The following is a 26,381-nucleotide window of genomic DNA, read 5'->3' as shown; positions in this document are numbered from 1 at the left end:
TGCATCGCTCAACATAAAAAACACAGGGGCTCTTCATGACTATTTCCGTATTCCGTCGCACGTTACTGGTTGGCACATTGGGGCTGGCGCTTGGCGCCGGGTGGCTCGGTCAGGCAGTTGCCGGCGAGCAGTTGGACAACATCAAGAAAGCCGGCGAAATCAAGATTGGCCTGGAAGGCACCTACCCGCCGTTCAGCTTCGTCGACGAAAGCGGCAAGCTCAGCGGTTTCGAGGTCGAGTTGTCTGAAGCGCTGGCCAAGAAGCTGGGCGTCAAGGTCAAGCTGCAAGCCACGCCGTGGGATGGCATCCTCGCCGCCCTGGAATCCAAGCGCCTGGACGCGGTCGTCAACCAGGTGACCATCTCCGATGCGCGCAAGGAAAAGTATGACTTCTCCAAGCCTTACACCGTCTCCGGGATCCAGGCGCTGACCCTGGCGAAGAACGTCGACACCATCAAGACCGCCGACGACCTGGCCGGCAAGAAAATCGGTGTGGGCCTGGGCACCAACTACGAACAATGGCTCAAGGAAAACCAACCGAAAGCCATCGTCAAAACCTACAACGATGACCCAACCAAGTTCCAGGACCTGCGCATCGGCCGTGTCGACGCCATCCTGATCGACCGCCTCGCCGCGCTGGAATACGCCAAGAAAGCCAAGGACACCGCCGCCGCAGGTGCTGCGTTCTCCCGTCAGGAAGCCGGTATTGCCCTGCGCAAAGGCGAGCCTGAACTGCTGGCCGCGGTGAACAAGGCTCTGGACGAACTGCGCGCCGACGGTACCTTGAAGAAGCTGTCCGAGAAGTACTTCAACGCTGACGTTACCCAATAATGGAAGCAGGTTTCCAACTCGCGCTGGACTCCGCGCCCTTTCTGCTCAAGGGCGCGTACTTCACGGTCATCCTTAGCCTCGGCGGGATGTTTTTCGGCTTGCTGCTGGGCTTCGGCCTGGCCTTGATGCGCCTGTCGCGCTTCAAGCTGTTGAGCTGGACCGCCCGCGTCTACGTGTCGTTCTTTCGCGGCACGCCCTTGCTGGTACAGCTGTTCCTGATCTACTACGGCTTGCCGCAAGTGGGCATCGAGCTGGATCCGATCCCGGCGGCCATGATCGGCTTCTCGCTGAACATGGCTGCTTATGCCTGTGAAATCCTGCGTGCCGCCATCGGTTCCATCGAGCGCGGCCAGTGGGAAGCTGCGGCCAGTATCGGCATGACCCGTGCGCAGACCCTGCGCCGGGCCATCCTGCCGCAGGCCATGCGCACGGCCTTGCCGCCGCTGGGCAACAGCTTTATTTCCCTGGTCAAGGACACCGCCCTGGCCGCCACCATCCAGGTGCCGGAGCTGTTCCGCCAGGCGCAATTGGTCTCGGCCCGTACCTTCGAAATTTTCACCATGTATCTGTCCGCCGCCTTGATCTACTGGATTCTTGCCAGCGTCCTGGCGCACGTGCAAAACCGCCTGGAAGCACGAGTCAACCGGCATGACCTGGAGTCTTGAAGCATGATCGTGGTTGAAAAACTGACCAAACAATTCAAGGGTCAGGTGGTGCTTAACGGGATCGACCTTGAGGTCAAGGAAGGCGAAGTCGTCGCCATCATCGGCCCCAGCGGTTCCGGCAAGACCACCTTGCTGCGCTGCCTGAATTTCCTCGAAGAACCCACCAGTGGCCGAATCAAGGTCGGTGACATCGAGATCGACAGCAGCCGCCCGCTCAACCAACAGCAAAGCCTGGTGCGGCGCCTGCGCCAGCACGTGGGTTTTGTGTTCCAGAACTTCAACCTGTTCCCGCACCGCACGGCCCTGGAGAACGTCATCGAAGGCCCGATCGTGGTCAAGAAGATGCCCCGGGCCGCCGCAGATGCCCTGGGCCGCAAGCTATTGGCCAGGGTTGGCCTGGCAGGCAAGGAAGACGCCTACCCACGCCGCCTCTCCGGTGGGCAGCAGCAACGGGTGGCCATTGCCCGGGCCCTGGCGATGGAGCCCGAGGTGATCCTGTTCGATGAGCCGACTTCGGCCCTGGACCCGGAGCTGGTAGGCGAAGTACTGGCGACCATTCGCAGCCTCGCGGAAGAAAACCGCACCATGGTCATCGTGACCCACGAAATGAGTTTCGCCCGGGATGTGGCCAACCGGGTGATCTTCTTCGACAAGGGCGTCATTATTGAACAAGGCGAAGCCAAGGCGCTGTTTGCCAACCCGAAAGAAGAACGTACCCGGCAGTTTCTCAGCAAGTTCATCAACAACTAACTTGCGCCGATTCATTGTAAGAAGCTTCGCTTTATAGAGTTGCCGAAAGGCAACTCGCCTCTTTAGTGTTTTTGGGGAAACACCCTTTATTCATTGGGTAAAAGTCACCCTGAAGCACGCACTTGCAGCGCCCTCCCAGTAAGACCCTTCTGAATATTCCATAACCCCCTGTTTGCCCCGCCCAGCCTCTTGACGCCAACTAACCAAGCCTCTTATCTAACACCCAGAGGATTGGATCCATTCTGGTTTTTTATTAAATCGTTTCTTTCGGACTACGTCGCCTGCCCGCGCCTGATGTCCGGAACGATTGCTGCTGGCTGCACCAAGGAGATTATTTATGAAGCGTATTTCCACCCAGGCGCTGCTCACTGCCCCGACCTTGCCCCAGGCCCATCGAGAAGGCATCAATGCCCTCGCTGCGACAAACCTGCAGGTCGACATCGCGCCTTACTGCGGCATGGACGAGGGCGACCTGATCGAGTTGTTCTGGAACAACTGCTTTGCCGCCTCCCGGCGCATCACCGCCGGCAAGATCGGCATGCCCACCAGCCTGCGAGTGCCGGAGAGCTTTGTGCAAAATGGCCCGGCACGGATTCATTACCGGGTCATGCAGGTTGGCCACGGCCCGGCGCGTTCGGCCATCACCCGGGTGCAGGTCAAGACCGACTACCCCGGCGGCATGCCCTCGGCACTGAGCCTTGATGAAAACCAGAACCTGGCCGCCGTCAGCCTGCCCGAGACCATCCGTCGCCATGGCGTCAACAGCAGCCAGATCCGCCGTGGCGTGCCCCTGACCATCGAGCCGTACCTGAACATGGCGACCGATGACGAGATCACCCTGCGCTGGGGTGACGTGCGCCTGGACCTGCCGAGCATCCAGGCCGACGATGTGGGCAAGGCGGTGCAGGTGTGGGTGCCGTCGGCCATCATTGTCGAGGCTGGTGATGACCATCGCCTCGAAGTGACCTACTGCATTCTCGACCGGGTCGGCAACAATTCAAGCTGGGCGCCAGCCCGCATCCTGCGCATCGCCGCGCTCGCTCCTCAGGCCCCGACCAGCCCCGCCAGGGCCCCGCTGGCCTACCAACCCCGTCGCCCCGGCTCGCCCTGTGAACCGGGGTGACAGACCTTCTATGCATATTCCTAAAAGTTAGTTTATTAAAAAATTTAACACGCTTAGGGTATATGCACCGGACCACCGGACATTCCTGATTTTTTTATCTTTTCAACGGATGTGAGGTAGGTATGGTCAAAATTACCCCGGTGCGTAACGCCAGGGCATTGCGTGCAGCCAAGGAGCGGCGCTGATGTCTAACTTGGCACAAACACCCCCCCAGAGTGATCTGGACGTTGCCCCGCTGTTGTTGCCCGCCAAAGTGCTGCGCAACGACGCCGAGGCCCTGAGCGCCGCCCACGAGCTGGCACAGGCCGCGCGCCTGCAAGCGGCCAGGCGCGATCAGCAACGCAAACTGCCCTGGGCTGAAATCGAACACTTCACCCGCAGCGGCCTGGGCAGTATTTCCATTCCCCGTGAGTACGGCGGCCCGCAGGTGTCCTTCGTGACCCTGGCCGAGGTGTTCGCGATCATCAGCGCGGCCGACCCGGCGCTGGGGCAAATCCCGCAGAACCATTTCGGCATCCTGCACGTGCTGCAAGGTGCGGCCAGCGAGCGCCAGAAAAAGCAGCTGTTCCAGAGCGTGCTGGACGGCTGGCGCATCGGCAACGGCGGCCCGGAACGCGGTACCAAAAACACCCTGGACCTCAAGTCACGCATCACCGCCGAAGGTGACGGCTACGTCGTCAGTGGCCAGAAGTTCTACTCCACTGGCGCGCTGTTCGCCCATTGGGTGGCGGTCAAGGCCTTGAACGATGACGGCAAAGTCGTCATGGCGTTCGTGCGCCGTGGCACCGAAGGCCTGCGCATCGTCGATGACTGGTCCGGCTTTGGCCAACGCACCACCGCCAGCGGCACAGTGCTGCTGGATCAAGTGGCGGTGGACGCCGAACTGGTGGTGGAAACCTGGCGACTCGGCGAAACACCGGGCATCCAGGGAGCAGTCTCGCAATTGATCCAGGCGGCCATCGATGCCGGCATCGCCCGTGGCGCGATCGACGACACCATCAGCTTTGTACGCGAACGCTCGCGGCCATGGATCGATGCCAAGGTCGAACGGGCCAGCGATGACCTGTATGTGATCGCCGATATCGGCAAGCTGAAGATCGAACTGCACGCCGCTGAAGCCCTGCTGCGCAAGGCCGGCCAGGTACTGGACCAAGTCAGCGCCGCGCCGATCACCGCGCAGTCCGCCGCACGCGCCTCGATTGCCGTAGCCGAAGCCAAGGTGCTGACCACCGAGATTTCCCTGCTCGCCAGCGAAAAGCTGTTCGAGCTGGCCGGCAGCCGCGCGACCCTCGCCGAATTCAACCTCGACCGCCACTGGCGCAACGCCCGGGTGCACACCCTGCACGACCCGGTGCGCTGGAAGTACCACGCGGTGGGCGCCTATCACCTGAACGGCACTTTGCCTGCCCGGCATTCCTGGATTTAACGACCAGACCTCTGGAGAAACCTATGACCCTTTCTCATCACGTCGCGGTTATTACCAGCGATGAACAAGCCCTCATTGTCGCCAGCGACCTGGCCGAAGACTTCCGCCGCGACAGCGCCTTGCGTGACCGTGAACGCCGCCTGCCCTTGCCTGAGCTGGACGTGTTTTCCCGCTCCGGCCTGTGGGGCATCAGCGTACCCAAGGAGTTCGGTGGTGCCGGCGTTTCCAACGTTACCCTGGCCAAGGTCACGGCACTGATTGCCCAGGCGGATGCGTCCCTGGGGCAGATCCCGCAGAACCATTTTTATGCCCTCGAAGTGCTGCGGGTGAACGGCAGCCCGGCGCAGCAAAAACGCCTGTACGCCGAAGTGCTCGCCGGCCAGCGCTTCGGCAATGCCCTGGCAGAACTGGGCACCAAGACCGCCCACGACCGCATCACCAAGATCACCCGCGACGGTGACGGTTTCCGTATCACCGGCCGCAAGTTCTACTCGACCGGCGCGATCTACGCCCAACGTATTCCCACGTCCGTGGTGGACGAAAACGGTGTGCAGCAACTGGCCTTTGTCACCCGTGACAGCGAGGGCCTGAGCGTGATCGACGACTGGAGCGGCTTCGGCCAGCGCACCACCGGCAGCGGTTCGGTGGTGTTCGATAACGTGTGGGTCGCGGCCCAGGACGTGATCCCGTTCCAGAGTGCCTTCGAACGCCCGACCACTGTCGGCCCGCTGGCGCAGATCCTTCACGCCGCCATCGACACCGGCATTGCCCGTGCTGCCTATGAGGATGCCCTGCACTTCGTGCGCACCAAGACCCGGCCGTGGATCGATGCCACCAGCGACAAGGCCAACGAAGATCCGCTGACCCTGAAAAGCTTCGGCCACTTGAGCATCCGCCTGCACGCCACCGAAGCCCTGCTGGAACGCTCAGGCGAATTCCTCGACCGCGCCCAGGCCGACAGCAATGCCGACACCGTCGCGGCCGCATCCATCGCGGTCGCCGAAGTGCGCGCCCTCAGCACCGAGATTTCCCTGGCGGCCGGCAGCACCCTGTTCGAACTCGCCGGCAGCCAGGCGACCCTCGCCGAACACGGCCTGGACCGCCACTGGCGCAACGCCCGGGTGCACACCCTGCACGACCCGGTGCGCTGGAAGTACTTTGCTGTGGGCAATTACTACCTCAACGATGAAAACCCGCCACTGCGGGGGACTATCTGATGGCGAAGAAAAAGATCCTGCTCAATGCCTTCAACATGAACTGCATCGGGCACATCAACCACGGCCTGTGGACCCATCCACGGGACAACTCGACCCAGTACAAAACCATCGAGTACTGGACCGAACTGGCGCAATTGCTGGAACGCGGACTGTTCGACGGGCTGTTCATCGCCGACATCGTCGGCGTGTATGACGTCTACCAGAACTCGGTGGACGTGCCGCTCAAGGAGGCGATCCAGCTGCCGGTCAACGACCCGTTGCTGCTGGTCTCGGCCATGGCGGCGGTGACCAAAAACCTTGGCTTCGGCCTGACCGCCAACCTCACCTACGAACCGCCGTATCTGTTCGCCCGGCGCATGTCGACCCTCGACCACCTGAGCCGTGGCCGGGTGGGCTGGAACATCGTCACCGGCTACCTCGACAGCGCCGCCAAGGCCATGGGCCTGACCGAGCAGGTCGAGCACGACCGGCGCTACGACCAGGCCGACGAATACCTGCAGGTGCTCTACAAACTCTGGGAAGGCAGCTGGGAAAACGACGCGGTGATCAACGATCCGCAGGCGCGGGTGTATGCCCAGCCGGAGAAGGTGCACAAGGTCGAGCACAAGGGCGAGTTCTATCAGGTGGAGGGTTATCACCTGTGCGAGCCGTCGCCGCAACGCACGCCGGTGCTGTTCCAGGCGGGCAGCTCCGACCGTGGGCTGCTGTTTGCCGGGCGCCACGCCGAGTGCGTGTTCATCAGCGGGCAGAACAAGGCCTCGACCAAGATCCAGGTGGACAAGGTGCGCGCCAGCGCCGTGGAAGCCGGGCGCAACCCGGACGATATCAAGGTGTTCATGGGCCTGAACGTGATTGTCGGCGCCACCGAAGAAGCTGCGTGGGCCAAGCACGCCGAGTACCTGAGCTACGCCAGTGCGGAAGCCGGCGTGGCGCATTTCTCGGCCTCTACGGCGATTGATTTTTCACAGTACGAAATCGACGAACCGATCCAGTACGTGAAGAGCAACGCCATCCAGTCCGCGACCAAGAACCTGCAGAACAATGACTGGACCCGGCGCAAGTTGCTTGAGCAGCACGCCCTGGGCGGGCGCTACATCACCCTGGTGGGTTCGCCGGCACAGGTGGCGGATGAACTTGAATCATGGATCAGCGAAACCGGCCTGGATGGCTTCAACCTGACGCGCATCGTCACCCCGGAAAGCTACGTCGACTTTATCGAACTGGTGGTGCCGGAGCTGCAGCGCCGGGGCTCGTACAAAACCGCGTATGACACCGGGACGTTGCGGGAGAAAGTCTTCCACCACTCGGCGCACTTACCTGAACAACACACCGGCTCCACCTACCGCCACTGAACCAAAATGTGGGAGCGGGCTTGCTCGCGAAAGCGCTGTATCAGTCGCCGGATGCATTCACTGACACACCGCTTTCGCGAGCAAGCCCGCTCCCACAGTTGACCGAGTTGTTTGCACTCACACCTTATGACTGGAAATCCACTATGAAAAAAACATTGCTCAGCCACCCAGTCAAAGCACTGGCGCTCGCCCTCGGATTGTTCAGCTCGGCGGTATTCGCCGCTGACGCTCCCTTGAAAGTCGGCACCACCGCCGCCTTCGCCATTTCCCTGGAAGCCGCCGTCGAAGAGGCCGGCAAACAGGGTTTGAAAGTCGAACTGGTGGAATTCACCGACTGGATCGCACCCAACGTCAGCCTGGCAGCCGGCGATATCGACGTGAACTACTTCCAGCACATCCCGTTTTTGGAAAACGCCAAGGCCGCCGCCGGCTTTGACCTGGTGCCGTACGCGCCGGGCATCATCAACAACGTCGGCCTGTATTCGAAGAAGTACAAGAGCATCAACGACCTGCCCCAGGGCGCCAGCGTGGCGATTGCCAACGACCCGATCAACAGTGGTCGCGGCCTGCAACTGCTGGCCAAGGCCGGCTTGATCACGCTCAAGCCGGGCGTGGGCTACAAGGCCACTGAAGAAGACATCGTCACCAACCCGAAGAAGATCAAGATCCTGCAAGTCGAAGCCGTGCAACTGGTGCGCGCTTATGACGACGCCGACCTGGTGCAGGGCTACCCGGCGTATATCCGCCTGTCCAAGACCTTCGATGCCGAGTCGGCGCTGCTGTTCGACGGCCTCGACCACCCGGAATACGTGATCCAGTTCGTGGTCCAGCCCAAGAGCAAAACCGACCCGCGGGTGATCAAGTTCGTCGACATCTACCAGCACTCGCCGGTGGTGCGCGCCGCGTTGGATAAATCCCTTGGCAAGCTCTACCAAGTCGGCTGGGAAGATAAAAAATGACCGCCGCCCACTCTCAACTGCGCGACCTGGGCTTGCCGCCCAGGGACGCCGAGCAGACAGAACTGCACCCGGACCTGAACCGCGCGCACGTGCGCTTTATCAACCTGGGCAAGACCTATGACGGCCAATCCGTGCCCGCCCTGCAAGGCATCGACCTGGCGATCCAGCGCGGCGAAGTCTTCGGCATCATCGGCCGCAGCGGCGCCGGCAAGTCGTCGCTGATCCGCACCATCAACCGCCTGGAACAACCGAGCAGCGGCCGGGTATTGATTGACCAGGTGGACATCGGCGACTTCGACGAAGACCGCCTGGTCGCCCTGCGCCGACGCATCGGCATGATCTTCCAGCACTTCAACCTGATGTCGGCCAAGACCGTGTGGCAGAACGTCGAACTGCCGTTGAAAGTCGCAGGCGTGCCCAAGGAGCAGCGCGAGAAGAAGGTGCGTGAACTGCTGGAATTGGTCGGTTTGCAGGATAAGCACAAGGCTTACCCGGCCCAGCTGTCCGGCGGGCAGAAACAGCGGGTGGGCATCGCCCGCTCACTGGTGCATGACCCACAGATTCTGTTGTGCGACGAAGCCACTTCGGCGCTCGACCCTGAGACCACGCAATCCATCCTCGGCCTGCTGCGGGAGATCAACAAACGCCTGGGCCTGACCATCGTGCTGATCACCCACGAAATGGCCGTGATTCGCGAAATCTGCGACCGCGTGGTGGTGCTGGAACACGGCCATGTGGTCGAGCAAGGTCCGGTGTGGGAAGTGTTCGGCAACCCGCAGCATGAGGTCAGTAAAACCCTGCTGGCGCCGCTGCAACATGGCCTGCCTGAAGAGTTGCAAAGCCGCCTGCAGGCCAATCCGACCTCAAAGGACGCCGCCGTGGTGCTGCGCTTGCAACTGACTGGCAGTGCCGAAGACGAACCCGATCTTGCTGCGTTATTCAGCGCCCTCGGCGGGCGCGTGCGCTTGCTGCAAGGCGGTGTGGAACGCATCCAGGGCCACGCCTTGGGGCAATTGCTGCTGGCGGTGAGCGGCTCGTCCCTGACCGCCGAAGAACTGCGCAGCCGCGCCGGGCGCTGGGCACAACAGGTGGAGGTGCTAGGCTATGTGGTTTGATCGTTTATTGCAGGGCGCCATCGACACACTGTTGATGGTCGGAGTGTCGTCGTTGATTGCATTGCTGGTGGGGATTCCGCTGGCGGTGTTCCTGGTGACCAGCGACAAGGGCGGCATCTATCAGGCGCCTGCCTTGAATCGGGTGCTGGGGGCGTTCGTTAACCTGTTCCGCTCGATCCCGTTTTTGATTTTGATGGTGGCGCTGATTCCGTTCACCCGGTTGATCGTCGGCACCACCTATGGCGTGTGGGCGGCGGTGGTGCCGTTGACCATCGCGGCCACGCCGTTCTTTGCGCGGATCGCCGAAGTCAGCTTGCGCGAAGTCGACCACGGCTTGATCGAGGCGGCGCAGGCCATGGGTTGCCGGCGCTGGCATATCGTCTGGCATGTGCTGCTGCCGGAGGCGCTGCCGGGGATTGTCGGCGGGTTCACGATTACCCTGGTGACGATGATCAACTCCTCGGCCATGGCCGGGGCAATTGGCGCCGGTGGGCTGGGGGATATTGCCTATCGCTATGGCTATCAGCGTTTTGACACGCAGATCATGCTCACCGTGATTGTGCTGCTGGTGATCCTGGTAGCCGTGATTCAGTTGGGCGGCGATCGGTTGGCCAGGGTTCTGAACAAGAGGTGAGGTATAGTCGGGCCATCTCAGCGCCCGGTATAACCTGCCATGAAACTTGCCCCCGACGACCTCGACCAGATCACCTCCACCACCCTTGGCCACTACAACAAAGTGGCCGAGGATTTTCGTGAAGGCACCCGCGATCACGATGTGAGCCAGAACATTGATGCGTTGCTGCGGCATATCCAGGGCGACGCACCGTTTACCGTGCTGGACTTCGGCTGCGGGCCGGGGCGGGATTTGCAGACGTTTACCCGCATGGGCCACATCGCGGTGGGGCTCGATGGTTCGGAGCGCTTTGCACAGATGGCCCGGGAAGACAGCGGCTGTGAAGTGCTGCAACAGGACTTCCTGAAGCTGGATTTGCCGGCCGGCCGTTTCGACGGGATCTTCGCCAATGCGGTGCTGTTTCATATTCCCAAGCAGGAACTGCCGCGCATTCTTGGGCAGTTGCATGGGGCGTTGAAGGTCGGTGGAGTGTTGTTCAGCTCAAACCCTCGGGGTGAAAACCAGGAGGGCTGGAATGGGCCGCGGTATGGCTCGTATCACGACTTGCAGGCGTGGCAGGAATTGCTGACGGCTGCGGGGTTTATGGAGCTGGAGCATTACTACCGGCCAGCGGGATTGCCTCGGGAACAACAGCCGTGGCTGGCGAGTGTGTGGCGCAAGCTGTAGGTCTTTGTTGTTTGGGCTTACGCCTTCGCGAGCAAGCCCGCTCCCACATTTTGGAATGCATTCCCCTGTGGGAGCGGGCTTGCTCGCGAAGGACTCACAGCCGCCACTCATCCACCTGATACACCACAGCCTGGGCGCCAGGCACAAAAGCCGTAATACGCCCCTCAGCAAAATTCGCCACCAACCGCGTCCCATCGGCAAACGTAGTCTGCTGCACCTGTTTATCTTCCGTCAGCCAGCGAAAATCGGTCATGGCCTGAGTCGCCAACCGTTCATGCAGCGGCCGGAAGAATGCGTCCTGGCGCTGAATCACCGACAAGCGCTGCTTCACCGTCGCCGCACTCAGGTGATACAGCGGCGGCACGTTGTAGAGCAGTTGCGTCAGCTCGTTTTCGGCCCGCACGTTGCTCAGTTTCAGGCTGTCGAACAGCCAATGGTGGGTGGTGATCACCGAGCCATGGAACACCGCCTGATACAGCGGCAGGCGCATCGTCGGGTCAAAGTAGACCGTGCGAAACGGCTCTTTCAACGGCACCGACTTGAAGAACACCGCCGGCTGTTCCGGCGGGTACCAAGCCCCGACGTAATACGGCGACTGCCTGTCCTTGGTCATCTCACGATCACCCCAGCCCAGCACCGGCGTTTGCATGCCGTGGGCAAACAGGATGCCTCGGGCGGTGATCGCGTTGCCGTCCTCGGAACCTGCCGGCAACTTCAGCGCCGTATTGATCCAACGGGCCGCATCGATATTGCCTTCGGCATTTTGTGCCTGGGTCATGCTCGCACCCGTGCGATAGCTGTCGAACAACATACTGGTGGCATAGGCGTCGAGGAACCAGGCGTTGAACCCGGACTTGGCCTGCACCGCCTTGATCCGCGCCTCCAGCAACGGCCGCACGCAGCGCGGGTCGGTGTAGTGGCCGGACTTCTGGAAGCCTGTCTTGAGCTGGCCGCCCTTCAACACGATCGCGCACTCGCCATAGGCCTTGCTGCCCAGGTGCGCGGTGGTCCAGTCGGGATTTTCGGTGGCAGACAGTGCCGTTTCATAAGAGTCGTAGGGCGCCATCAGGTAACCGGCGTCGACCCCGGTCTTCACCGCCTCAGGATGCCAGAGCCCGCCTTCCCAGCCTTCGCCCTGGGTCACCAGCAGGCGCTTGAGACCGGCGCCTTTCAGCGCGTTGGTGACGGACAAGGTGTTGCCCCAAGTCTCAGGCGTGGCGCTCAAGGCACCCGCAAAAGCCACGGCCAACTCACGACGCAGCGCACCATAACCGTCAGCGAGTTGGGTCATATTCGGCTCGGTGGAGGGCTGCCAGCCCTGCCGGGCCTTTGTGTTGATCGCCGCGTTCAGGCCGCGCAGCAGGACAGCCTGCTCATACGGTTGCTTGACCTGCCGAACCTGCGCAGCCTCTTTGTCCAGCAAGCCATTCAATTCAGCCGCCAAGCCTTTGCCGCTGCGTAGCAGCTTGAGCAGTTGCGGCCAGTCGCGCACATCCCCCGGAGCCAGCAGATCATTGCCCCACAGGTAGATATGGCTGGCGCCCAGCAGCTTTTCCGCTTCCGGGGTTTGCCGCAACTTGTCCGCCAACGGTTCAAACAGCCCCTGCTCCACCAGCCACTGGTGATAACGCTTGGCGCCGGCCAGCGGGTCGCTTTCGCCCAGGTGCAACAGAACGGTCATCGGTGCCGCGGGGTCCAGCGTGGTGAATTCATGGAAGGCGGACAACGCCAGTCCTTTGCCGTCGGCCTGCCAGTGCAGACGGTTGTTGTAAGGATTGGTCATCAGCCAGTTGAGGGTAAACGCGCCGTGATCCACGCCCCACAGCGGCAAGCTGAGGTCCTGGGTGGTGTTGACGTCGCCCTGTTCCAGCAGGAAGTCCTGCCACACACCATTGCCCGCCGGCACGTAATGCCCTTCGGCCAGGGGCCAGATCAGGCCCTTGCCCATGGCGCTGGCGGGTTGGCGCAGGATCGCCAACTCACCGGCATCACGGGCGGCAATCGTCAGGGCAAGATCCCGTTGCTCGAGGGTGGCGCTCAGGCGATAGGCGCCATCGTCCCATTGCCAACTGGCCTGACGGGTGCTTTGGGAGAGCTGGTTGACCCTGTGCGCAGGGCCTCCGCTTGAAGCCTGCACGGCGGTCTTGTCGCTGGGGGAAACGTGGATCGCAAGGGTCGCCGGGTCGATCTCAACCCGCCACAGGGCGTTCTCCAGCACCGTGCCGGCAAGGGCCACGGGCGACAGTAACAAGCTACAAACCAGCAGGAAACAACGCATGGGGCAGGCCTTGGCAAAAGGATCAGGCCCGGAGGGTAAAACAATTGATCGGGTGCGAAGGGCAAAAAAATGTTTCAGGGAACATTCCCACGTCCGTGTAGGAATGTCACCGCTGTGGCTGTCAGGCTTGTTCTTTCTTCGGCTCGCGAATCTTGTACCAGGCCACGTACAGCGCCGGCAGGAACAGCAGCGTCAGCAAGGTGGCGATGATGATCCCGCCGATCATCGCGTAGGCCATCGGGCCCCAGAACACTTCACGGGCGATAGGGATCATGCCCAGGCTGGCCGCTGCTGCGGTCAGCAGGATCGGCCGGCGCCGGTGTTCGGTGGCTTCCACCACCGCGTCCCACGGCGTGTAGCCGTCGCGCTCGTAGGCGTCGATCTGCGTCACCAGGATCACCGAGTTACGGATGATGATGCCGATCAGCGCAAGGATCCCGAGAATCGCCACAAAGCCCATGGGCGTGCCCGTGGGAATCAGCGCCAACACCACGCCAATCAGCCCCAGCGGCGCCACGCTGGCCACCAGGAACATCTTCTGCACGCTGTGCAGCTGGATCATCAGGAAGGTCGCCATCAGGAACAGCATCAACGGCACTACCCTGGCAATCGGGCCCTGGGCCTTGCCGCTTTCTTCCACGGTGCCGCCGGTGGCGACCTTGTAGCCCACCGGCAACCCAGCACTGAACTTGTCGATGTCCGGCTTGAGCTGTTTCACCAGGTCGGTCGGCTGCATGTCGTCGCGCACCGCCGCCTTGATGGTGATGGTCGGCTTGCGGTCGCGACGCCATACCAACGGCTGTTCCAGCTCATAACGCACGGTGGCGAACGCCAGCAGCGGAATAGAGGTGCCGTTGGGCGTGACGATCTGCAGGTTCTGCAAGGTTTCCGGCGTACCGCGTTCGGCATCTTCGGCGCGACCGACCACGTTGATCAGGTAGATATCGTCATGCACCTGGGTCACCGACGCACCGCTGACCACGCTGTTCATCAACTGCGCCACGTCTTCCGACGACAGCCCCAGTTGCCGCGCCTTGTCCTGGGCGATGTCCACCCGCAGGACTTTGCCCGGCTCGTTCCAGTCGTAGATGATTTCGCCCATATGGGTGTTTTTATCGAGCATGGTCGCCAGCTCGATCGCGTGTTTGCGCACTTGGTCGATGTCCTTGCCAGACACCCGGTACTGGATCGGACGCCCCACCGGCGGGCCCATTTCCAGTGGCTGCACGAAGCTGCCCACGCCGACAAAATCTTCCCGCAGGCGTTTTTGCAGGCGCGCAATCAAGGCGCCGCGCTCTTCCAGGCCCTTGCTGACGATCACCAGTTGCGCGTAGTACGGGTTCTCCAGTTGCTGGTCCAGCGGCAGGTAGAAACGGATCGCGCCCTGGCCGATATAGGTGCTCCAGCGGGCGATGTCCGGGTCGTCCTTGATGATCGCCTCAAGACGGTCGACGGCCTTGCGGGTCTCGTTGATCGAGGCGTTTTGCGGCAGGTTGAGGTCGACGAGGATTTCCGGACGGTCCGAGGACGGGAAAAACTGGTTCTGCACAAACTGCATGGAAAACACCGACGCCACAAACAACAGCACCGTGATGCCGATGGCCCACCAGCGATTGCGCATGGCCCACAGCATGCCGCCATTGAACGCCCGGCCCACTCGGCCGGGCTCGGCATTGTGGGGTTTTACCTTGCTGCTGAGGATGTGCACGCCCAGCACCGGCGCGAACAATACCGCGACCACCCACGACACCAGCATCGCCACGGCAATCACCGCGAACAGCGTGAAGGTGTACTCACCCGCCGAACTGGCGTTGAGGCCAATCGGCACAAACCCGGCGACGGTCACCAGCGTGCCGGTCAACATCGGGAATGCGGTGGAGGTGTAGGCGAACGTCGCCGCCTGCTCCTTGGTCTCGCCTTTTTCCAGGCGCGTGATCATCATCTCCACGGTGATCATCGCGTCGTCCACCAACAGGCCGAGGGCGATGATCAACGCGCCCAGCGACACCCGCTGCATGGTGATGCCGCTGTATTCCATGAACACGAACACCAGCGCCAGCACCAGCGGGATCGAGCACGCCACCACCAACCCGGCACGCACGCCGAGGCTGATAAAGCTCACCACCAGCACGATGATCACCGCCTCGAACAACGCGCTGGTAAAGCCGCCGACGGCCTCCTCCACCACTTCGGCCTGGTCGGAAACCTTGTGCACGCCCACACCCACTGGCAGGTCGGCGGTCAGGTCGTCCATGCGTTTGTGCAGGGCCTTGCCGAAGTCCTGGATGTTGCCGCCCTTCTGCATGGCGATGGCCAAGCCGATGGCGGGCTTGCCGTTGAAGCGGAACATCGGCGTCGACGGGTCGACATAGCCACGGGTGATTTCCGCCACGTCGGCCAGCCGATAGAAACGGTCATTGAGCCGCAGGTTGACGTTGGCCAGGTCCTTCTCCGAGGCGAACTGCCCGGAGGTGCGCACCGAAATCCGCTCCGGCCCGGCCTCGATCACCCCAGCGGGGGTCACGGCGTTCTGCGATTGCAGGCTCTGCACCACCTGGCGCTGATCGATCCCCAGCGCTGCGAGTTTGCGAGTGGAGAAATTCAGGTAAATCACTTCGTCCTGCTGGCCGATCATCTCGACCTTGCCCAGCCCCGGTACCGAACGAATTTCGGCGCGCACTTGCTCCACGTAATCGCGCAGCTGGCGCATCGACAGGCCGTCGGCGGTAAACGCGTACACCGAGCCGAACACATCCCCGAACTCGTCGTTGAACGCCGGCCCCTGCAAGCCTTGGGGGAAGCTGCCGCGAATATCGTCGATCTTCTTGCGGACCTGGTACCAGATCTGCGGGATGTCCTTGGCGCTGGTGGTGTCCCGCAGGAACACGAACACCGTGGACTCGCCGGGCCGGGTGTAGCTCTTCACGTAGTCGAGGGAGTCCAGCTCTTCGAGTTTTTTCTCGATGCGGTCGGTGACCTGCTTCAGGGTCTCTTCCTGAGTCGCACCCGGCCAGCGGGTCTGGATCACCATGGTCTTGATGGTGAACGACGGGTCTTCCTCGCGACCGAGGTTCATGTACGAGAACACGCCCATCAGCAGCGCGACGAACATCAGGTACCAGACGAAGGACTGATGCTTGAGGGCCCAGTCGGATAAGTTGAAGCTCCCTTTCATCGCGGGCTGTCCTCGTCGATTTTGACTTTTTGCCCGGGCTTCAGGCTGTTCACGCCGGCACTCACCACCCGCTCGCCGGGTTTGACGCCGGCGTTGAGCAAGGCGCTGTCGGCGTCACGGCTGACGATGCTGACGTCACGGGGCTGTACGGTCTGGCTTTGGGTGTCGATGACCCAGATGCGGGTCTTGCCGTCGGCTTCCTGCAAGGCGCTGAGGGGCAGTTCGATACGCGGCACGATGGCTGAACTCAGGGTCACGCTGATGGCGGTGCCAAGGCGGAACGCGGGCGGTGTTTCCGCCAGGGTCAGGCGGGCGCGACGGGTGCGCGTGGCGCTTTGGGCCTGGGGTTCGATCTCGCGCACGGTGGCGGTGGTGCTGACCGTGGGGTCCATCTGCCCGGCGACCAGGAACACCACATCCGGCGGCAGGCGTTCGGCGAGGCCGGCGGGCAAGTCGATGACAGCTTCCTTGATGTCCGGTCGTGCCAGGGTCACCACTTGCTGCCCGGCGCTGACCACCTGGCCGGCCTCGGCATTCCAGGCGGTGACGATGCCTGCATGGTCGGTGCGCAGTTCGGCGTAGTTGAGCTGGTCCTTGGCCTGGTTGACCGAGGCCCTGGCCTGATCCAGGGAAGCCTGGGTGGTTTTCAAGTCGGTCTGGGCGATGTCCAGTTGGGCCTGGGCGCCGACGCCACGGTTGAACAATTCCTGCTGGCGGCGGGCATTGGCCTGGGCGTTGATCCACTGTGCCTGGACCCGGGCCAGGTCGCCCTGGGCGGCGCGCAACTGGTTCTGTTGATCGGTGGGGTCGAGCACGGCGAGCAACGCGCCCTGCTGCACTTCAGCGCCCACGTCGACCGCGCGCCGGGCGATACGGCCAGGCACACGGAAACCGAGATTGCTTTCGTAGCGGGCCTGGATCGTTCCGGCGAAGCGGCCGAGGTTTTCCTGGTCTTCGGCTTTCACTTCAATCGACAGCACCGGGCGCACCGGTTCCGGCGCCGGTTCTTCCTTGGAACATGCCATCAACAGCAGGCTGGCGGCGAGAACACACGTCAACTGCTTCATGGCTGCACTCCCTGGGCCTGGGCCTGATCCGGCGGCTGGGCGATTTCCACGATCATGCCGGGATGCAGCAGTTGCCCGCCGGCCACCACGACTTTTTCGCCGCCCTTGAGGCCGTCGCTGATGATCACCTTGCCGGTCAGGTAACGCGCGACCGTGACCTTGTGCAGTTGCGCCTTGCCGTCGTCGTCCACCAGCCAGACAGCAGGCGCACTGATGTCTTTGGTCAAGGCAGCCCACGGCAATTCGATGCTGGCCTTAGCCGGCCCGTTGGCCGTGGCGCTGACCACCGAGCCCAGTTGCATGCCCTTGGGCAGTGCGTCGAGGGCGATTTTGACTTGCACCGTGCCGGTATTGGCGGCAACGGCCGGGGTGACTTCGCGCACCTTGCCCACGGCGGTGATCTGCGGATTTTCCAGCAGGCTGACGGTAATCGGTTTGTCCGGCGGCGGCTCCACCAGCAGCGATTCATAGACGTTGAACACCGCGTCGCGCTCGCCATCCCGGGCCAGGCTGAAAATCGGCACGGTGGCCTGCACCACCTGGCCCACCTCGGCCTGGCGGGCGGTGATGATGCCCGGCGCGTCGGCGACCAGCGAGGTGTAGCCCAACTGCTCGCGCGCATTGGCCAACTGCGCCTGGGCCGCGGTCAGCGCGCTCTGGCTGCTGCGCAACGCGGCCTGGGCGGAGTCGTATTCGCTGCGGCTGGTGTAGCCCTTGGGCAAGAGTTTTTCCTGGCGCACAAACGCGGCGGCGGTCTGCTTGACCCGCGCCTGCTCGGCGACCACCTGGGCCTGGGCGGAGTCGACGTTGGTCTGCAAATCTTTCGGATCGAGTTTGGCCAGCACCTGCTTGGCGCTGACGCGGTCGCCGACATCCACCATGCGCTGGATGATCTTGCCGCCGACGCGGAACGACAGATCGGTCTGCACCCGGGCCTGGATATCGCCGGTCAAGGTCACGGCGGCGGCAAAGTCGGTGGACTTCACCGTCTGCACAAACACCCGGGAATGTTCCTTGGGTTCGGCTTTTTCCTGGCCGCAACCGCTCAGCAGCGCCAGCAGGCCAAGGCCGAGGATAAATGTGAGTTTGGGACCGCCCATGCAGGCTCCTTGCTTGATTGACGCGTCGGTGATTATGCGACTGTTAGCGTAGTTCAGGGTTCCGCGTCGTAGGCATTGACTTACAGGAAATCAGGACGCCCGCGACACATCTCCGCCAGCCGACGCAGGTAACATGCGGATCCACATAATCGCGAACATCCTCTCATGCTCAAAACCCTCGCGGTGGCCAATTACCGCTCGATCAACAAATTGGTGGTGCCGCTGGATCGGTTGAACCTGATCACCGGCCCAAATGGCAGCGGTAAATCCAACCTGTATCGCGCCCTGCGGCTGCTGGCGGAGACGGCCCAGGGGGGCGTGATCAACGCACTGGCCCGCGAAGGCGGGCTGGATTCGACCTTCTGGGCCGGGCCGGAGAGCATCAGTCGGCGCATGCTCAGTGGTGAAGTGGCGGTGGAGCCCATCGTGCGCCAGGGCGCCAAGCGCCTGCGCCTGGGGTTTGCCGCAGAGGATTTCAGCTATGCGATTTCCCTGGGGTTGCCCGAGAAAACCTTGTCCTATTTTTCCCTGGACCCGGAGATCAAGAAAGAATGCATCTGGGCCGGGCATGTATTTCGCCCGGCGAGCCTGCTGGTGCAGCGCTCCGGCCCGATGGTACGTGCCCGCGATGGCCGCGCCTGGGATGTACTGGCCCAGCACACGCCGAACTACCACAGCCTGTTCGATCAGGTCGGCAGCCTGCGGGGTTCGCCGGAGGTGTTGCTGCTGCGCGAAAGCATTCGCGGCTGGCGCTTTTATGACCACTTTCGCAGCGACGTCGACGCCCCGGTGCGCCAGCCGCAACTGGGCACGCGTACGCCGGTGCTGCATCACGACGGTCGGGATTTGGCAGCGGCGTTGCAGACCATTCGCGAGATTGGCGACCCGGACGCCTTGCAGCGGGCGATCAGCGATGCGTTTCCGGGCGCGCGGTTGAATATCGAGCCGTTGCAGGGCGGCCGTTTTGCCATTGAGTTTTATCAGGAAGGGTTGCTGCGGCCCTTGTCGGCAGCGGAGCTGTCGGACGGGACCTTGCGCTACTTGCTGCTGGTGGCGGCGCTGCTGACGCCGAGGCCACCGACGATGATGGTATTGAACGAACCGGAAACCAGCTTGCACCCGGATCTTTTGCCGGCGTTGGCGCGGCTGATCATCCAGGTGTCGCAGCAGTGTCAGGTGTGGGTGGTGTCCCATGCCAGCCGCTTGATTGCGGCGTTGCAGCAGGATGAAGGGTGTAATTCGATCGTGCTGGAGAAAGTGATGGGGCAGACGCAGGTGGTGGGGCAGCGGGTGCTGGATGAGCCGGCGTGGCATTGGCCCAGCTGATGATCGTTCCCACGCTCTGCGTGGGAACGCATCACGGGACGCTCCGCGTCCCAGCAGCAGACGCGGAGCGTCCAAGGCGGCATTCCCACGCGGAGCGTGGGAACGATCATTGACGGGTCAACCCTGCCACTTCCCGCCTTCAACAATCACGCTTTCCGGCTTGGTGTCATCGCTCAGTTCCTTGCGAACATACTGGTCATACAGCTTGAGCAGATACTTCTCTTCGCCCAACTTCGCCAGCTCGGCATTCACCCAATCCCGCAATTCGATGTTGCCCTTCTTCACCGCCGGCGCAATCGGCGCTTCATCCCCCAGTTTCTGCTCCAGCACGCGATAGCCCGGGTTCTGCTTGGCCCAGCTGAACAACACCAGGTTGTCCTGGGCATAGGCATCACCACGGCCCGCCGACAACGCTTGCAGCGACTCGGAATTTTTCTCGAACTTCAGCAGTTTCCAGTCCGGGTGGTTCTTGGTCAGCCAGATATCCGCGGTAGTGCCGGTGGTGACGATGGTGGTGCGGGTCGCCAGGTCGTCCAGGCTCTTCACCGAGCTGTCCTGCGGCACCAGGGCCTGCACCGCGACTTTCAGGTTCGGGTTGGTGAAGTCCACCGCTTCCTTGCGCTCCGGCGTCACCGTCATGTTGGCGAGGATCAGGTCGACCTTGTCGCTTTGCAGGAACGGAATGCGGCTCGCCGGCTCTACGGCGACGAATTCAACCTTGTTCTCGTCGCCCAGCAGGTCCTTGGCGAAACGGCGGCCGATGTCGGTATCGAAGCCGACATAGCGGCCGGACTCATCCACGAAACCAAACGGCGGCTTGTCGGTGAATACGCCGACGATCAGCTTGTCCCGCGCCTTGATCTTGTCGATGTAGCTCACCGCAGCGGGTGCCGGGGTGGCAGCGGCAGCCGTCTTGGCGGGCTCTTCGGATTTATTGCAGCCGGCCAGCAAAGCGAGGCCGAACAGGGGGAATAACAACTTGGCAGTTTTCATGACAGCTCCAGTTCCTTGGTTCTTTTGGGCAGTGTTGAAACGAAGGAGAACTTCTCCAGGAACTGCTGCGCGCGTGCGGTTTGCGGGTTCGTAAAGAATGCCTCGGGGGTGTTTTGTTCGAGGATGCGGCCGGCCTCCATGAACACCACGCGGTCGGCGACGGCGCGGGCGAAGGCCATTTCATGGGTGACGATCAGCAGCGTCATGCCGTCCCGGGCCAGGCCCTGGATCACTTCCAGTACTTCCTTGACCATCTCCGGGTCGAGGGCGGCGGTGACTTCGTCAAACAGCATGACCTGCGGGTTCATGCACAACGAGCGGACGATGGCGATGCGTTGCTGCTGGCCGCCCGACAGCTGGCGCGGGTAGGCGTCGCGTTTGTCGGAGAGGCCCACCCGTTCCAGCAGTTTTTCTGCCTGGGCCCGGGCTTCGCGGGGCTCGCGTTTTTGCACTTTCAGCGGGCCGAGCAGGAGGTTGTCGAGCACGCTCATGTGCGGGAACAGGTGATAACTCTGGAACACCATGCCCACGTCCTGGCGCACCTGGCGCCAGTCGGTGGCCTTGTCCAGCAGCTCCTTGCCGGCAAAACGCAGGCTGCCGCTGTGGGCCACTTCCAGGCCATTGAGGCACCGCAGCAAGGTGCTTTTGCCGCAACCGCTGGGGCCGAGGATCACCACCACTTCGCCGCTTTGCACACTCAGGTCGATGCCGTCGAGCACCTGCTGGTCGCCGAAAAACTTGTTGAAACCCTGGAACTCGATCAATGCGCTCATGCTTGGGCCCAGCGCCGTTCCAGCACCTTGGAGGCGGCCGACAACGGGTAGCAGATAAAGAAGAAAAACAGGAACAGCGCGCCGTAGATCAATACCGACTCGTAGGTGCGCTCGATGATTTGCTGGCCGACCTTGATCACGTCCACCACACCGATCAGCACCGCCAGGGAGCTGGTCTTGATGATGCGGGTGTAGACGTTGATGGTCGGCGGCGTCATGCGTTTCAGGGCCTGGGGCAACAGCACGTAGCCGTACAGTTGCGGGTCCGACAGGCCAATCGACAGGCCGGCTTCACGCTGGCCTCGGGGCAACGAATGCAACGCACCGCGCACCACTTCGCCGACTTCACTGGCACCCCACAGCGACAACACCAGCACGGCGCACCAGAAGCTCGGAATGCTCAGGCCAAAGAAAATCGGCAGGCCGAAGAACAGCAAGTACAACCACACCAACACCGGAATGGCGCGGAACAGCTCCAGGTAAATCCGCAGCACCAGGTTGATCGCTTTCGAATTCAACGTGCGCAGCACGCCATACACCACGCCGCCGACGGTGCTGAAGGCGATGCTCAAGAACGAGATCGACAGGGTTTGCGCCGCGCCCTTGCCCAGTTGCGGCAAGGACACCCAGAGTAATTCAAGACCCGAACTGGCCATGCTGGAGCCTCCTTTCAAGGCGGCTGAGCAGCAGCGACAGCGGCAGGAATAACAGCACGCAGATCAACGTGAGCACCGCGAGCATTTCGTAGGTTTTGTAGTAGAGGGCGATATAGCTTTTGGTGGTGTAGAGAATTTCCGGCACCGCCACCGCCGACACGATCGTGGTTTCCTTGAGCAGGAAAATAAAGTTCGCAAACAGCGCCGGCAGGCTGAGGATCCCGGCCTGGGGCAGGATCACATGGCGCAGCAGTTGCCAGTGGGACAGCCCGATGGACTTGCCCGATTCGATCTGTGCCAGCGGCACCGCCTCGACACCGGCGCGCAACACTTCCGTGAGGTAGGCGCCGCCGAGAAAGGTCATGGTGATGATTGCCGCCCAGAACCCGGAGATATTCAGCCCCAGGGCCGGCAACGCGAAATAGACGAAAAACAGTTGGATCAGCAGCGGTGTGTTGCGCGCCAACTCCACGTACAGCGCCACCAGGCGCCACACGTAGGGCGTGCGAAACACCAGCAGCGCGGCGTTGATCAAGGCCACCAGCATGGAGGTGCCAATGGCGATCAGGCCGACTTGCAGGGTAACGCCCACGGCCTTGAGAAACGCCGGCAGCGTGCTGAGGATAAATGCGTAATCGAAGGTCATCTGAAATCCCTGACGCCGCAGGGGTAAAGCGGCGTTGGTGCGGTCCGGTCCAGCGTGGGTAACGCCGGGTAGCGCCGACTTTAAAGGTATAAAAAGCAAAATTTAAATACCGAAATAGCATATTGATATCACCCAAATAGATAACCTGCGGATTCGCGGTGCAGATGGATGACAGCTACTGTTCCCAGGGAAGTAGGACGGGTCTTTTTATCGGAGCTGCACTTCAGGGATAGGCAGCGCGTGGCCAGACTGACGGCCAATCAACAGCGAGGGAGTGAACGATGAACGAGGCAAAACCGATTGATCCGCAGGAACTGGTGAAGTGGCTGGTGGCACTGCGCAGGGCCATTAACAGTCGAAATATCTGAGCCGACACAGTCCAAAATGTGGGAGCGGGCTTGCTCGCGAATGCGGTGTATCAGTCAGCAGATGTGTTGGCTGACCCACCGCATTCGCGAGCAAGCCCGCTCCCACATTTTGATTGCATTCCAGCCATAAAAAACGCCGACGCTGTAGAAGCCGTCGGCGTTTAAACCTTGAAGGAGGTTTTTGGGTTCGATCAGAACGCCGGCACGACCGCGCCGTTGTATTTCTTCTCGATGAAAGCTTTCACTTCAGGGCTGGTCAGGGCTTTGGCCAGCTTCTGGATCGCGTCGCTGTCCTTGTTGTCCGGGCGGGCAACCAGGAAGTTCACGTACGGCGACTTGGCGTCTTCGATGATCAACGCGTCCTTGGCCGGGTTCAGGCCGGCTTCCAGGGCGTAATTGGTGTTGATCAGGTCCAGGTCAACCTGGTCCAGGACGCGTGGCAGCAGCGCCGATTCCAGCTCTTTGAATTTCAGGTGTTTCGGGTTGTTGGCGATGTCTTTCGGCGTGGCCAGGGCGTTGGTCGGGTCTTTCAGGGTGATCACGCCAGCCTTTTGCAGCAGCAGCAGGGCACGGCCGGAGTTGCTGCCTTCGTTCGGGATCGCCACGGTGGCGCCATCTTTGAGCTCAGAGATGTTTTTGATCTTTTTCGAGTAGCCGCCGAAGGGTTCAACGTGCACACCCACTACGGTGACCAGGTTGGTGCCTTTACCCTTGTTGAAGTTTTCCAGGTACGGCAGGGTCTGGAAGTAGTTGGCGTCCAGACGCTTCTCGGCCACCTGTACGTTCGGTTGTACGTAGTCGGTGAAGACTTTGATTTCCAGGTCCACGCCTTCTTTGGCCAGGGTCGGCTTGACCAGCTCAAGGATCTCGGCGTGCGGGATCGGGGTAGCGGCTACCACCAGTTTCTCGTTGGCCTGGGCGAAGCTTGCAGTCAGGGCAGCCGCCAGTGCGGTAAACAACAGAACCTTTTTCATGCAGTGTCCTTATCGAAAATCCGGGTCGTCTGGGACGGCCGCTTTTTTAGTGGATGCCAGCGAAGTGCTATCGCGGCGTGGAGCGGACAATACCGAGGTTTTTTATTCCAGAACAATACTTTTTATTCACTTTGATATTCCATTTTGTTCATGCAGGAGCCCGGCTTACCGGCGATGGCGGTCTTGAGCCTTGCGATGCTCCTGAGGACGCCATCGCCGGCAAGCAGGGCCACTACAAAACAGCGTGTTCTTTCAGATAGCTTTTCAGGGCTTCAACCTCGGCGGCGCTGGCGTGGCCAAGAATTCGCCGCACCTGCTCCACAGGCGAACCCGCCACGGGCAGGTTCAAATGCTCAGGCAGAATCTCGTCGCCACTGCTGACCAGCAAGGCAAAGTGAATCACGTTCTCCAACTCCCGGGTGTTGCCCGGCCAGCTGTGATGCTCCAGCACGCGCTGGGCTTCGTCGCTGATCAGCGGCACCGGCAGGTCGAGGCGCTGGCTGTAGATGCCGAGGAAATATTCGGCCAGTGACAGGATGTCGCCCACCCGCTCGCGCAGTGCGGGCAGCTCCAGTTGGCCTTCGCTGAGGTAATGGAACAGGCGCTCATGAAACTTGCCGGCCGCCACGGCCTGGGCGAGGTCGATGCTGGTGGCCGCCACCAGCCGCACATCCACCGGGCTTGGCTGATGGGCGCCGACGCGAGTGACTTCGTGGTTTTCCAGCGCCGCCAGCAGCTTGACCTGGATTGGCAGCGGCAAGTCGCCGATTTCATCCAGGTACAACGTGCCGCCGTTGGCTGAGCCAAACCAGCCGGCGCGGCTGCTGGCTGCGCCGCTGTGGCTGCCTGCGGCGTAGCCGAACAGTTCGGCGTCGGCGTATGTCGGGCTGATGGCGCCGCAATTCACCGAGACAAACAGGCCGGTGCGGTCGCTGCCACGGTGGATATGCCGGGCGAGCAACTCCTTGCCGCTGCCGGTTTCGCCGCGGATCAACACGGGCAAGGCGCGGGGGGCGAGGTTTTCGAGGTCTTCGCGCAGCTTCCGCGAACGCGGGTCGACAAACACCAGCGCCTTGGCACGAATGCTCAGGGGGCTTTTTTCGGCGTCGGGGAAGGTCAGCAGGGGCTGACCGAAGGTTTCATGCAGGCTCATGGCAGGCTCCCGCCCCATCCACGAAGGGGAAGGGGCGTTTAAAAAATTTTATGCACGGCGCCGGGAGTGATGTTCCAGGCGATTTTGCAGGCGATAGAGATAGGCGAAACCCTGTTCCCAGCGTTGATGGCCGGACTTCACGTTGATGTGCCCGGCGCCCGCGAGAATTCCTGCTTCGGCGCCCCAGTTACGTGCCAGTTCCAGGGCGCGGGTGGCGCTGACGGCGCTGTCGTTGTCGGAGCTGACGACCTGGCTTGGGAAGGGCAACAGGTGGCTGGGGATTGGCGCAAAGTTACGCAGGGCGGGTGCGCAGGCAGGGCGTTCGACATCGGCCGGGGCCACCAGCAGGGCGCCGCGTACCTGACGCAGGAATTGCACCGGTGCGGTGGCCGCCCAATGGGCGACGGTGATGCAGCCCAGGCTGTGGGCGATCAGAATCACCGGGGTGCTGTCGGCGGCGATGGCTTCGGCCAGGGCTGCCACCCAGTCTTCGCGGCGTGGGGTGAGCCAGTCGGCCTGCTCCACGCGCGCGCTGTTGGGCAGGCTGTTCTGCCAATGACTTTGCCAATGATCTTCTGGCGATCCTTGCCAGCCCGGCACGATCAGATAACGAATCGACTCGCTGTGCATGGGTGTGCCCTCCTGCAGCGTTTAACGTTGTGGGTCAGTATAGGCACGGGGTATATATTCGTTAAGGAATAAGAAGCTATTTATTAATAACCAAAAATCGAGTGTTAAAAGCCAAATCAAAAACCAGAGCGAAAGCAGAGCTGCTTTTCTGTGGGAGCTGGCTTGCCTGCGATGCAGACAACTCGGTACATCAGGCACACCGAGGAGATGCCATCGCAGGCAAGCCAGCTCCCACATTTGAACCGTGCCCGCTTCAGCTTTTGATTTTGCTCTTCAACACTCAAGCCGGCCGGTAGGCCGCTGTGCTCTTGATCTGCTTTTGATCTTGATCTTAGGCGCCCCGTTAAACCACGCTGGCCGAACGCAGGCTTTGGAGCGTGGGTAACCCGGCAGGACGCCGGGTTAGCCGTCCTGGGCCAAGGATGGCCCATGACGGCGGCCCACGGTCCAAAGCCGGAGTGAGGGCACACCGAGCCTAGGCGAGGTGCCGAGTGGTGGGGCAAGA

23 protein-coding genes are annotated in these 26,381 nt (G+C 61.8%); 12 read left to right on the top strand and 11 right to left on the bottom strand.

The window, feature by feature from the left end:
- The first annotated feature begins 35 nt into the window (after positions 1 to 35).
- The 11 genes from tcyJ (at position 36) to QF039_RS30525 (ending at position 10,737) form a co-directional block, all read left to right on the top strand.
- The gene (gene tcyJ, locus QF039_RS30575) at positions 36 to 830 is read left to right on the top strand and encodes a cystine ABC transporter substrate-binding protein (protein ID WP_003211859.1); all 795 of its coding nucleotides are present in this window, start codon (positions 36 to 38) and stop codon (positions 828 to 830) included.
- Positions 830 to 1,495 carry a cystine ABC transporter permease gene (tcyL, locus tag QF039_RS30570; protein WP_003211857.1) on the top strand — a complete coding sequence of 222 codons (666 nt, stop codon included), beginning with the start codon at positions 830 to 832 and terminating at the stop codon, positions 1,493 to 1,495. The genes tcyJ and tcyL overlap by 1 nt, the downstream gene beginning before the upstream one ends.
- 3 nt (positions 1,496 to 1,498) lie before the next feature.
- Positions 1,499 to 2,245 carry an L-cystine ABC transporter ATP-binding protein TcyN gene (tcyN, locus tag QF039_RS30565; protein ID WP_087692733.1) on the top strand — a complete coding sequence of 249 codons (747 nt, stop codon included), beginning with the start codon at positions 1,499 to 1,501 and terminating at the stop codon, positions 2,243 to 2,245.
- A 337-nt stretch (positions 2,246 to 2,582) separates the two neighbouring features.
- Positions 2,583 to 3,368: a hypothetical protein gene (locus QF039_RS30560; RefSeq protein ID WP_177021886.1), complete on the top strand. Its 786-nt coding sequence runs from the start codon at positions 2,583 to 2,585 to the stop codon at positions 3,366 to 3,368.
- 184 nt (positions 3,369 to 3,552) lie between these two features.
- Positions 3,553 to 4,794, top strand: a complete 1,242-nt coding sequence (locus QF039_RS30555) for an SfnB family sulfur acquisition oxidoreductase (RefSeq protein ID WP_008435817.1) — start codon at positions 3,553 to 3,555, stop codon at positions 4,792 to 4,794.
- 23 nt (positions 4,795 to 4,817) lie between these two features.
- Positions 4,818 to 6,011: an SfnB family sulfur acquisition oxidoreductase gene (locus QF039_RS30550; protein ID WP_307522253.1), complete on the top strand. Its 1,194-nt coding sequence runs from the start codon at positions 4,818 to 4,820 to the stop codon at positions 6,009 to 6,011.
- Positions 6,011 to 7,363, top strand: a complete 1,353-nt coding sequence (locus tag QF039_RS30545; protein WP_102367884.1) for an LLM class flavin-dependent oxidoreductase — start codon at positions 6,011 to 6,013, stop codon at positions 7,361 to 7,363. Before QF039_RS30550 ends, QF039_RS30545 begins: the two co-directional genes overlap by 1 nt.
- Before the next feature lie 143 nt (positions 7,364 to 7,506).
- Positions 7,507 to 8,322: a MetQ/NlpA family ABC transporter substrate-binding protein gene (locus QF039_RS30540; RefSeq protein WP_307522250.1), complete on the top strand. Its 816-nt coding sequence runs from the start codon at positions 7,507 to 7,509 to the stop codon at positions 8,320 to 8,322.
- Complete coding sequence (locus tag QF039_RS30535; protein ID WP_003211842.1) at positions 8,319 to 9,437, top strand: methionine ABC transporter ATP-binding protein; 1,119 nt, start codon at positions 8,319 to 8,321, stop codon at positions 9,435 to 9,437. Before QF039_RS30540 ends, QF039_RS30535 begins: the two co-directional genes overlap by 4 nt.
- The gene (locus QF039_RS30530; protein ID WP_003211840.1) at positions 9,427 to 10,071 is read left to right on the top strand and encodes a methionine ABC transporter permease; all 645 of its coding nucleotides are present in this window, start codon (positions 9,427 to 9,429) and stop codon (positions 10,069 to 10,071) included. The genes QF039_RS30535 and QF039_RS30530 overlap by 11 nt, the downstream gene beginning before the upstream one ends.
- A 39-nt stretch (positions 10,072 to 10,110) precedes the next feature.
- The gene (locus QF039_RS30525) at positions 10,111 to 10,737 is read left to right on the top strand and encodes a bifunctional 2-polyprenyl-6-hydroxyphenol methylase/3-demethylubiquinol 3-O-methyltransferase UbiG (RefSeq protein ID WP_008435824.1); all 627 of its coding nucleotides are present in this window, start codon (positions 10,111 to 10,113) and stop codon (positions 10,735 to 10,737) included.
- 94 nt (positions 10,738 to 10,831) lie between these two features.
- Here the strand turns inward: QF039_RS30525 and QF039_RS30520 are convergent, their stop codons facing one another.
- From QF039_RS30520 to QF039_RS30505, 4 genes are all read right to left on the bottom strand, one after another.
- The gene (locus tag QF039_RS30520) at positions 10,832 to 13,015 is read right to left on the bottom strand and encodes a glycoside hydrolase (RefSeq protein WP_307522245.1); all 2,184 of its coding nucleotides are present in this window, start codon (positions 13,013 to 13,015) and stop codon (positions 10,832 to 10,834) included.
- 121 nt (positions 13,016 to 13,136) lie between these two features.
- Positions 13,137 to 16,190 carry an efflux RND transporter permease subunit gene (locus QF039_RS30515; RefSeq protein ID WP_003211834.1) on the bottom strand — a complete coding sequence of 1,018 codons (3,054 nt, stop codon included), beginning with the start codon at positions 16,188 to 16,190 and terminating at the stop codon, positions 13,137 to 13,139.
- On the bottom strand, positions 16,187 to 17,257 hold the full coding sequence (locus QF039_RS30510; RefSeq protein WP_307522242.1) for an efflux RND transporter periplasmic adaptor subunit: 1,071 nt from the start codon (positions 17,255 to 17,257) through the stop codon (positions 16,187 to 16,189). Before QF039_RS30510 ends, QF039_RS30515 begins: the two co-directional genes overlap by 4 nt.
- Entirely contained in the window at positions 17,254 to 18,357 is a 1,104-nt protein-coding gene (locus QF039_RS30505) for an efflux RND transporter periplasmic adaptor subunit (RefSeq protein ID WP_003211832.1), read from the bottom strand. The genes QF039_RS30510 and QF039_RS30505 overlap by 4 nt, the downstream gene beginning before the upstream one ends.
- A 165-nt stretch (positions 18,358 to 18,522) precedes the next feature.
- Between QF039_RS30505 and QF039_RS30500 the strand changes: the two genes are divergently transcribed.
- The gene (locus QF039_RS30500; protein ID WP_102606019.1) at positions 18,523 to 19,683 is read left to right on the top strand and encodes an AAA family ATPase; all 1,161 of its coding nucleotides are present in this window, start codon (positions 18,523 to 18,525) and stop codon (positions 19,681 to 19,683) included.
- Positions 19,684 to 19,800: 117 nt separating this feature from the next.
- Here QF039_RS30500 and QF039_RS30495 read toward each other — a convergent pair whose 3' ends face one another.
- The 7 genes from QF039_RS30495 to QF039_RS30465 form a co-directional block, all read right to left on the bottom strand.
- A complete protein-coding gene (locus QF039_RS30495; protein ID WP_008435828.1) occupies positions 19,801 to 20,676 on the bottom strand; it encodes a transporter substrate-binding domain-containing protein in 876 nt (291 codons plus the stop codon).
- Positions 20,673 to 21,449, bottom strand: a complete 777-nt coding sequence (locus QF039_RS30490) for an amino acid ABC transporter ATP-binding protein (protein WP_003211829.1) — start codon at positions 21,447 to 21,449, stop codon at positions 20,673 to 20,675. The genes QF039_RS30495 and QF039_RS30490 overlap by 4 nt, the downstream gene beginning before the upstream one ends.
- Positions 21,446 to 22,105 (bottom strand): amino acid ABC transporter permease, encoded by a 660-nt coding sequence (locus QF039_RS30485; RefSeq protein WP_008435829.1) that lies wholly within the window; start codon positions 22,103 to 22,105, stop codon positions 21,446 to 21,448. Before QF039_RS30485 ends, QF039_RS30490 begins: the two co-directional genes overlap by 4 nt.
- Positions 22,086 to 22,751 carry an amino acid ABC transporter permease gene (locus QF039_RS30480; protein WP_003211825.1) on the bottom strand — a complete coding sequence of 222 codons (666 nt, stop codon included), beginning with the start codon at positions 22,749 to 22,751 and terminating at the stop codon, positions 22,086 to 22,088. The genes QF039_RS30485 and QF039_RS30480 overlap by 20 nt, the downstream gene beginning before the upstream one ends.
- Positions 22,752 to 23,310: 559 nt before the next feature.
- A complete protein-coding gene (locus QF039_RS30475) occupies positions 23,311 to 24,093 on the bottom strand; it encodes a MetQ/NlpA family ABC transporter substrate-binding protein (RefSeq protein ID WP_307522237.1) in 783 nt (260 codons plus the stop codon).
- A 232-nt stretch (positions 24,094 to 24,325) separates the two neighbouring features.
- Positions 24,326 to 25,246, bottom strand: coding sequence for a sigma 54-interacting transcriptional regulator (locus QF039_RS30470; RefSeq protein ID WP_307522235.1), 921 nt, complete (start codon positions 25,244 to 25,246; stop codon positions 24,326 to 24,328).
- A gap of 48 nt (positions 25,247 to 25,294) precedes the next feature.
- Entirely contained in the window at positions 25,295 to 25,876 is a 582-nt protein-coding gene (locus tag QF039_RS30465) for an alpha/beta hydrolase (protein WP_003211820.1), read from the bottom strand.
- Positions 25,877 to 26,381: the final 505 nt, after the last annotated feature.

This window comes from Pseudomonas sp. W2I6, from assembly GCF_030815935.1.
In the GTDB taxonomy this organism is placed as follows: Bacteria; Pseudomonadota; Gammaproteobacteria; order Pseudomonadales; family Pseudomonadaceae; genus Aquipseudomonas.
Note: the sequence above shows the minus strand (reverse complement) of the source record. Positions and strands in the feature narration are given on the sequence as shown.

Bases quoted from the DNA above. Each gene is read 5' to 3' on its own strand.
- tcyN (WP_087692733.1), top strand. From the start codon at position 1,499: ATGATCGTGGTTGAAAAACTGACCAAACAATTCAAGGGTCAGGTGGTG.
- QF039_RS30485 (WP_008435829.1), bottom strand. From the start codon at position 22,105: ATGGCCAGTTCGGGTCTTGAATTACTCTGGGTGTCCTTGCCGCAACTG.
- QF039_RS30550 (WP_307522253.1), top strand. From the start codon at position 4,818: ATGACCCTTTCTCATCACGTCGCGGTTATTACCAGCGATGAACAAGCC.
- QF039_RS30495 (WP_008435828.1), bottom strand. From the start codon at position 20,676: ATGAAAACTGCCAAGTTGTTATTCCCCCTGTTCGGCCTCGCTTTGCTG.
- QF039_RS30465 (WP_003211820.1), bottom strand. From the start codon at position 25,876: ATGCACAGCGAGTCGATTCGTTATCTGATCGTGCCGGGCTGGCAAGGA.
- QF039_RS30535 (WP_003211842.1), top strand. From the start codon at position 8,319: ATGACCGCCGCCCACTCTCAACTGCGCGACCTGGGCTTGCCGCCCAGG.
- QF039_RS30470 (WP_307522235.1), bottom strand. From the start codon at position 25,246: ATGAGCCTGCATGAAACCTTCGGTCAGCCCCTGCTGACCTTCCCCGAC.
- QF039_RS30540 (WP_307522250.1), top strand. From the start codon at position 7,507: ATGAAAAAAACATTGCTCAGCCACCCAGTCAAAGCACTGGCGCTCGCC.
- QF039_RS30500 (WP_102606019.1), top strand. From the start codon at position 18,523: ATGCTCAAAACCCTCGCGGTGGCCAATTACCGCTCGATCAACAAATTG.
- QF039_RS30480 (WP_003211825.1), bottom strand. From the start codon at position 22,751: ATGACCTTCGATTACGCATTTATCCTCAGCACGCTGCCGGCGTTTCTC.
- QF039_RS30490 (WP_003211829.1), bottom strand. From the start codon at position 21,449: ATGAGCGCATTGATCGAGTTCCAGGGTTTCAACAAGTTTTTCGGCGAC.
- QF039_RS30530 (WP_003211840.1), top strand. From the start codon at position 9,427: ATGTGGTTTGATCGTTTATTGCAGGGCGCCATCGACACACTGTTGATG.
- QF039_RS30520 (WP_307522245.1), bottom strand. From the start codon at position 13,015: ATGCGTTGTTTCCTGCTGGTTTGTAGCTTGTTACTGTCGCCCGTGGCC.
- QF039_RS30515 (WP_003211834.1), bottom strand. From the start codon at position 16,190: ATGAAAGGGAGCTTCAACTTATCCGACTGGGCCCTCAAGCATCAGTCC.
- QF039_RS30555 (WP_008435817.1), top strand. From the start codon at position 3,553: ATGTCTAACTTGGCACAAACACCCCCCCAGAGTGATCTGGACGTTGCC.
- QF039_RS30510 (WP_307522242.1), bottom strand. From the start codon at position 17,257: ATGAAGCAGTTGACGTGTGTTCTCGCCGCCAGCCTGCTGTTGATGGCA.
- QF039_RS30505 (WP_003211832.1), bottom strand. From the start codon at position 18,357: ATGGGCGGTCCCAAACTCACATTTATCCTCGGCCTTGGCCTGCTGGCG.
- QF039_RS30475 (WP_307522237.1), bottom strand. From the start codon at position 24,093: ATGAAAAAGGTTCTGTTGTTTACCGCACTGGCGGCTGCCCTGACTGCA.
- QF039_RS30525 (WP_008435824.1), top strand. From the start codon at position 10,111: ATGAAACTTGCCCCCGACGACCTCGACCAGATCACCTCCACCACCCTT.
- QF039_RS30545 (WP_102367884.1), top strand. From the start codon at position 6,011: ATGGCGAAGAAAAAGATCCTGCTCAATGCCTTCAACATGAACTGCATC.
- tcyL (WP_003211857.1), top strand. From the start codon at position 830: ATGGAAGCAGGTTTCCAACTCGCGCTGGACTCCGCGCCCTTTCTGCTC.
- tcyJ (WP_003211859.1), top strand. From the start codon at position 36: ATGACTATTTCCGTATTCCGTCGCACGTTACTGGTTGGCACATTGGGG.
- QF039_RS30560 (WP_177021886.1), top strand. From the start codon at position 2,583: ATGAAGCGTATTTCCACCCAGGCGCTGCTCACTGCCCCGACCTTGCCC.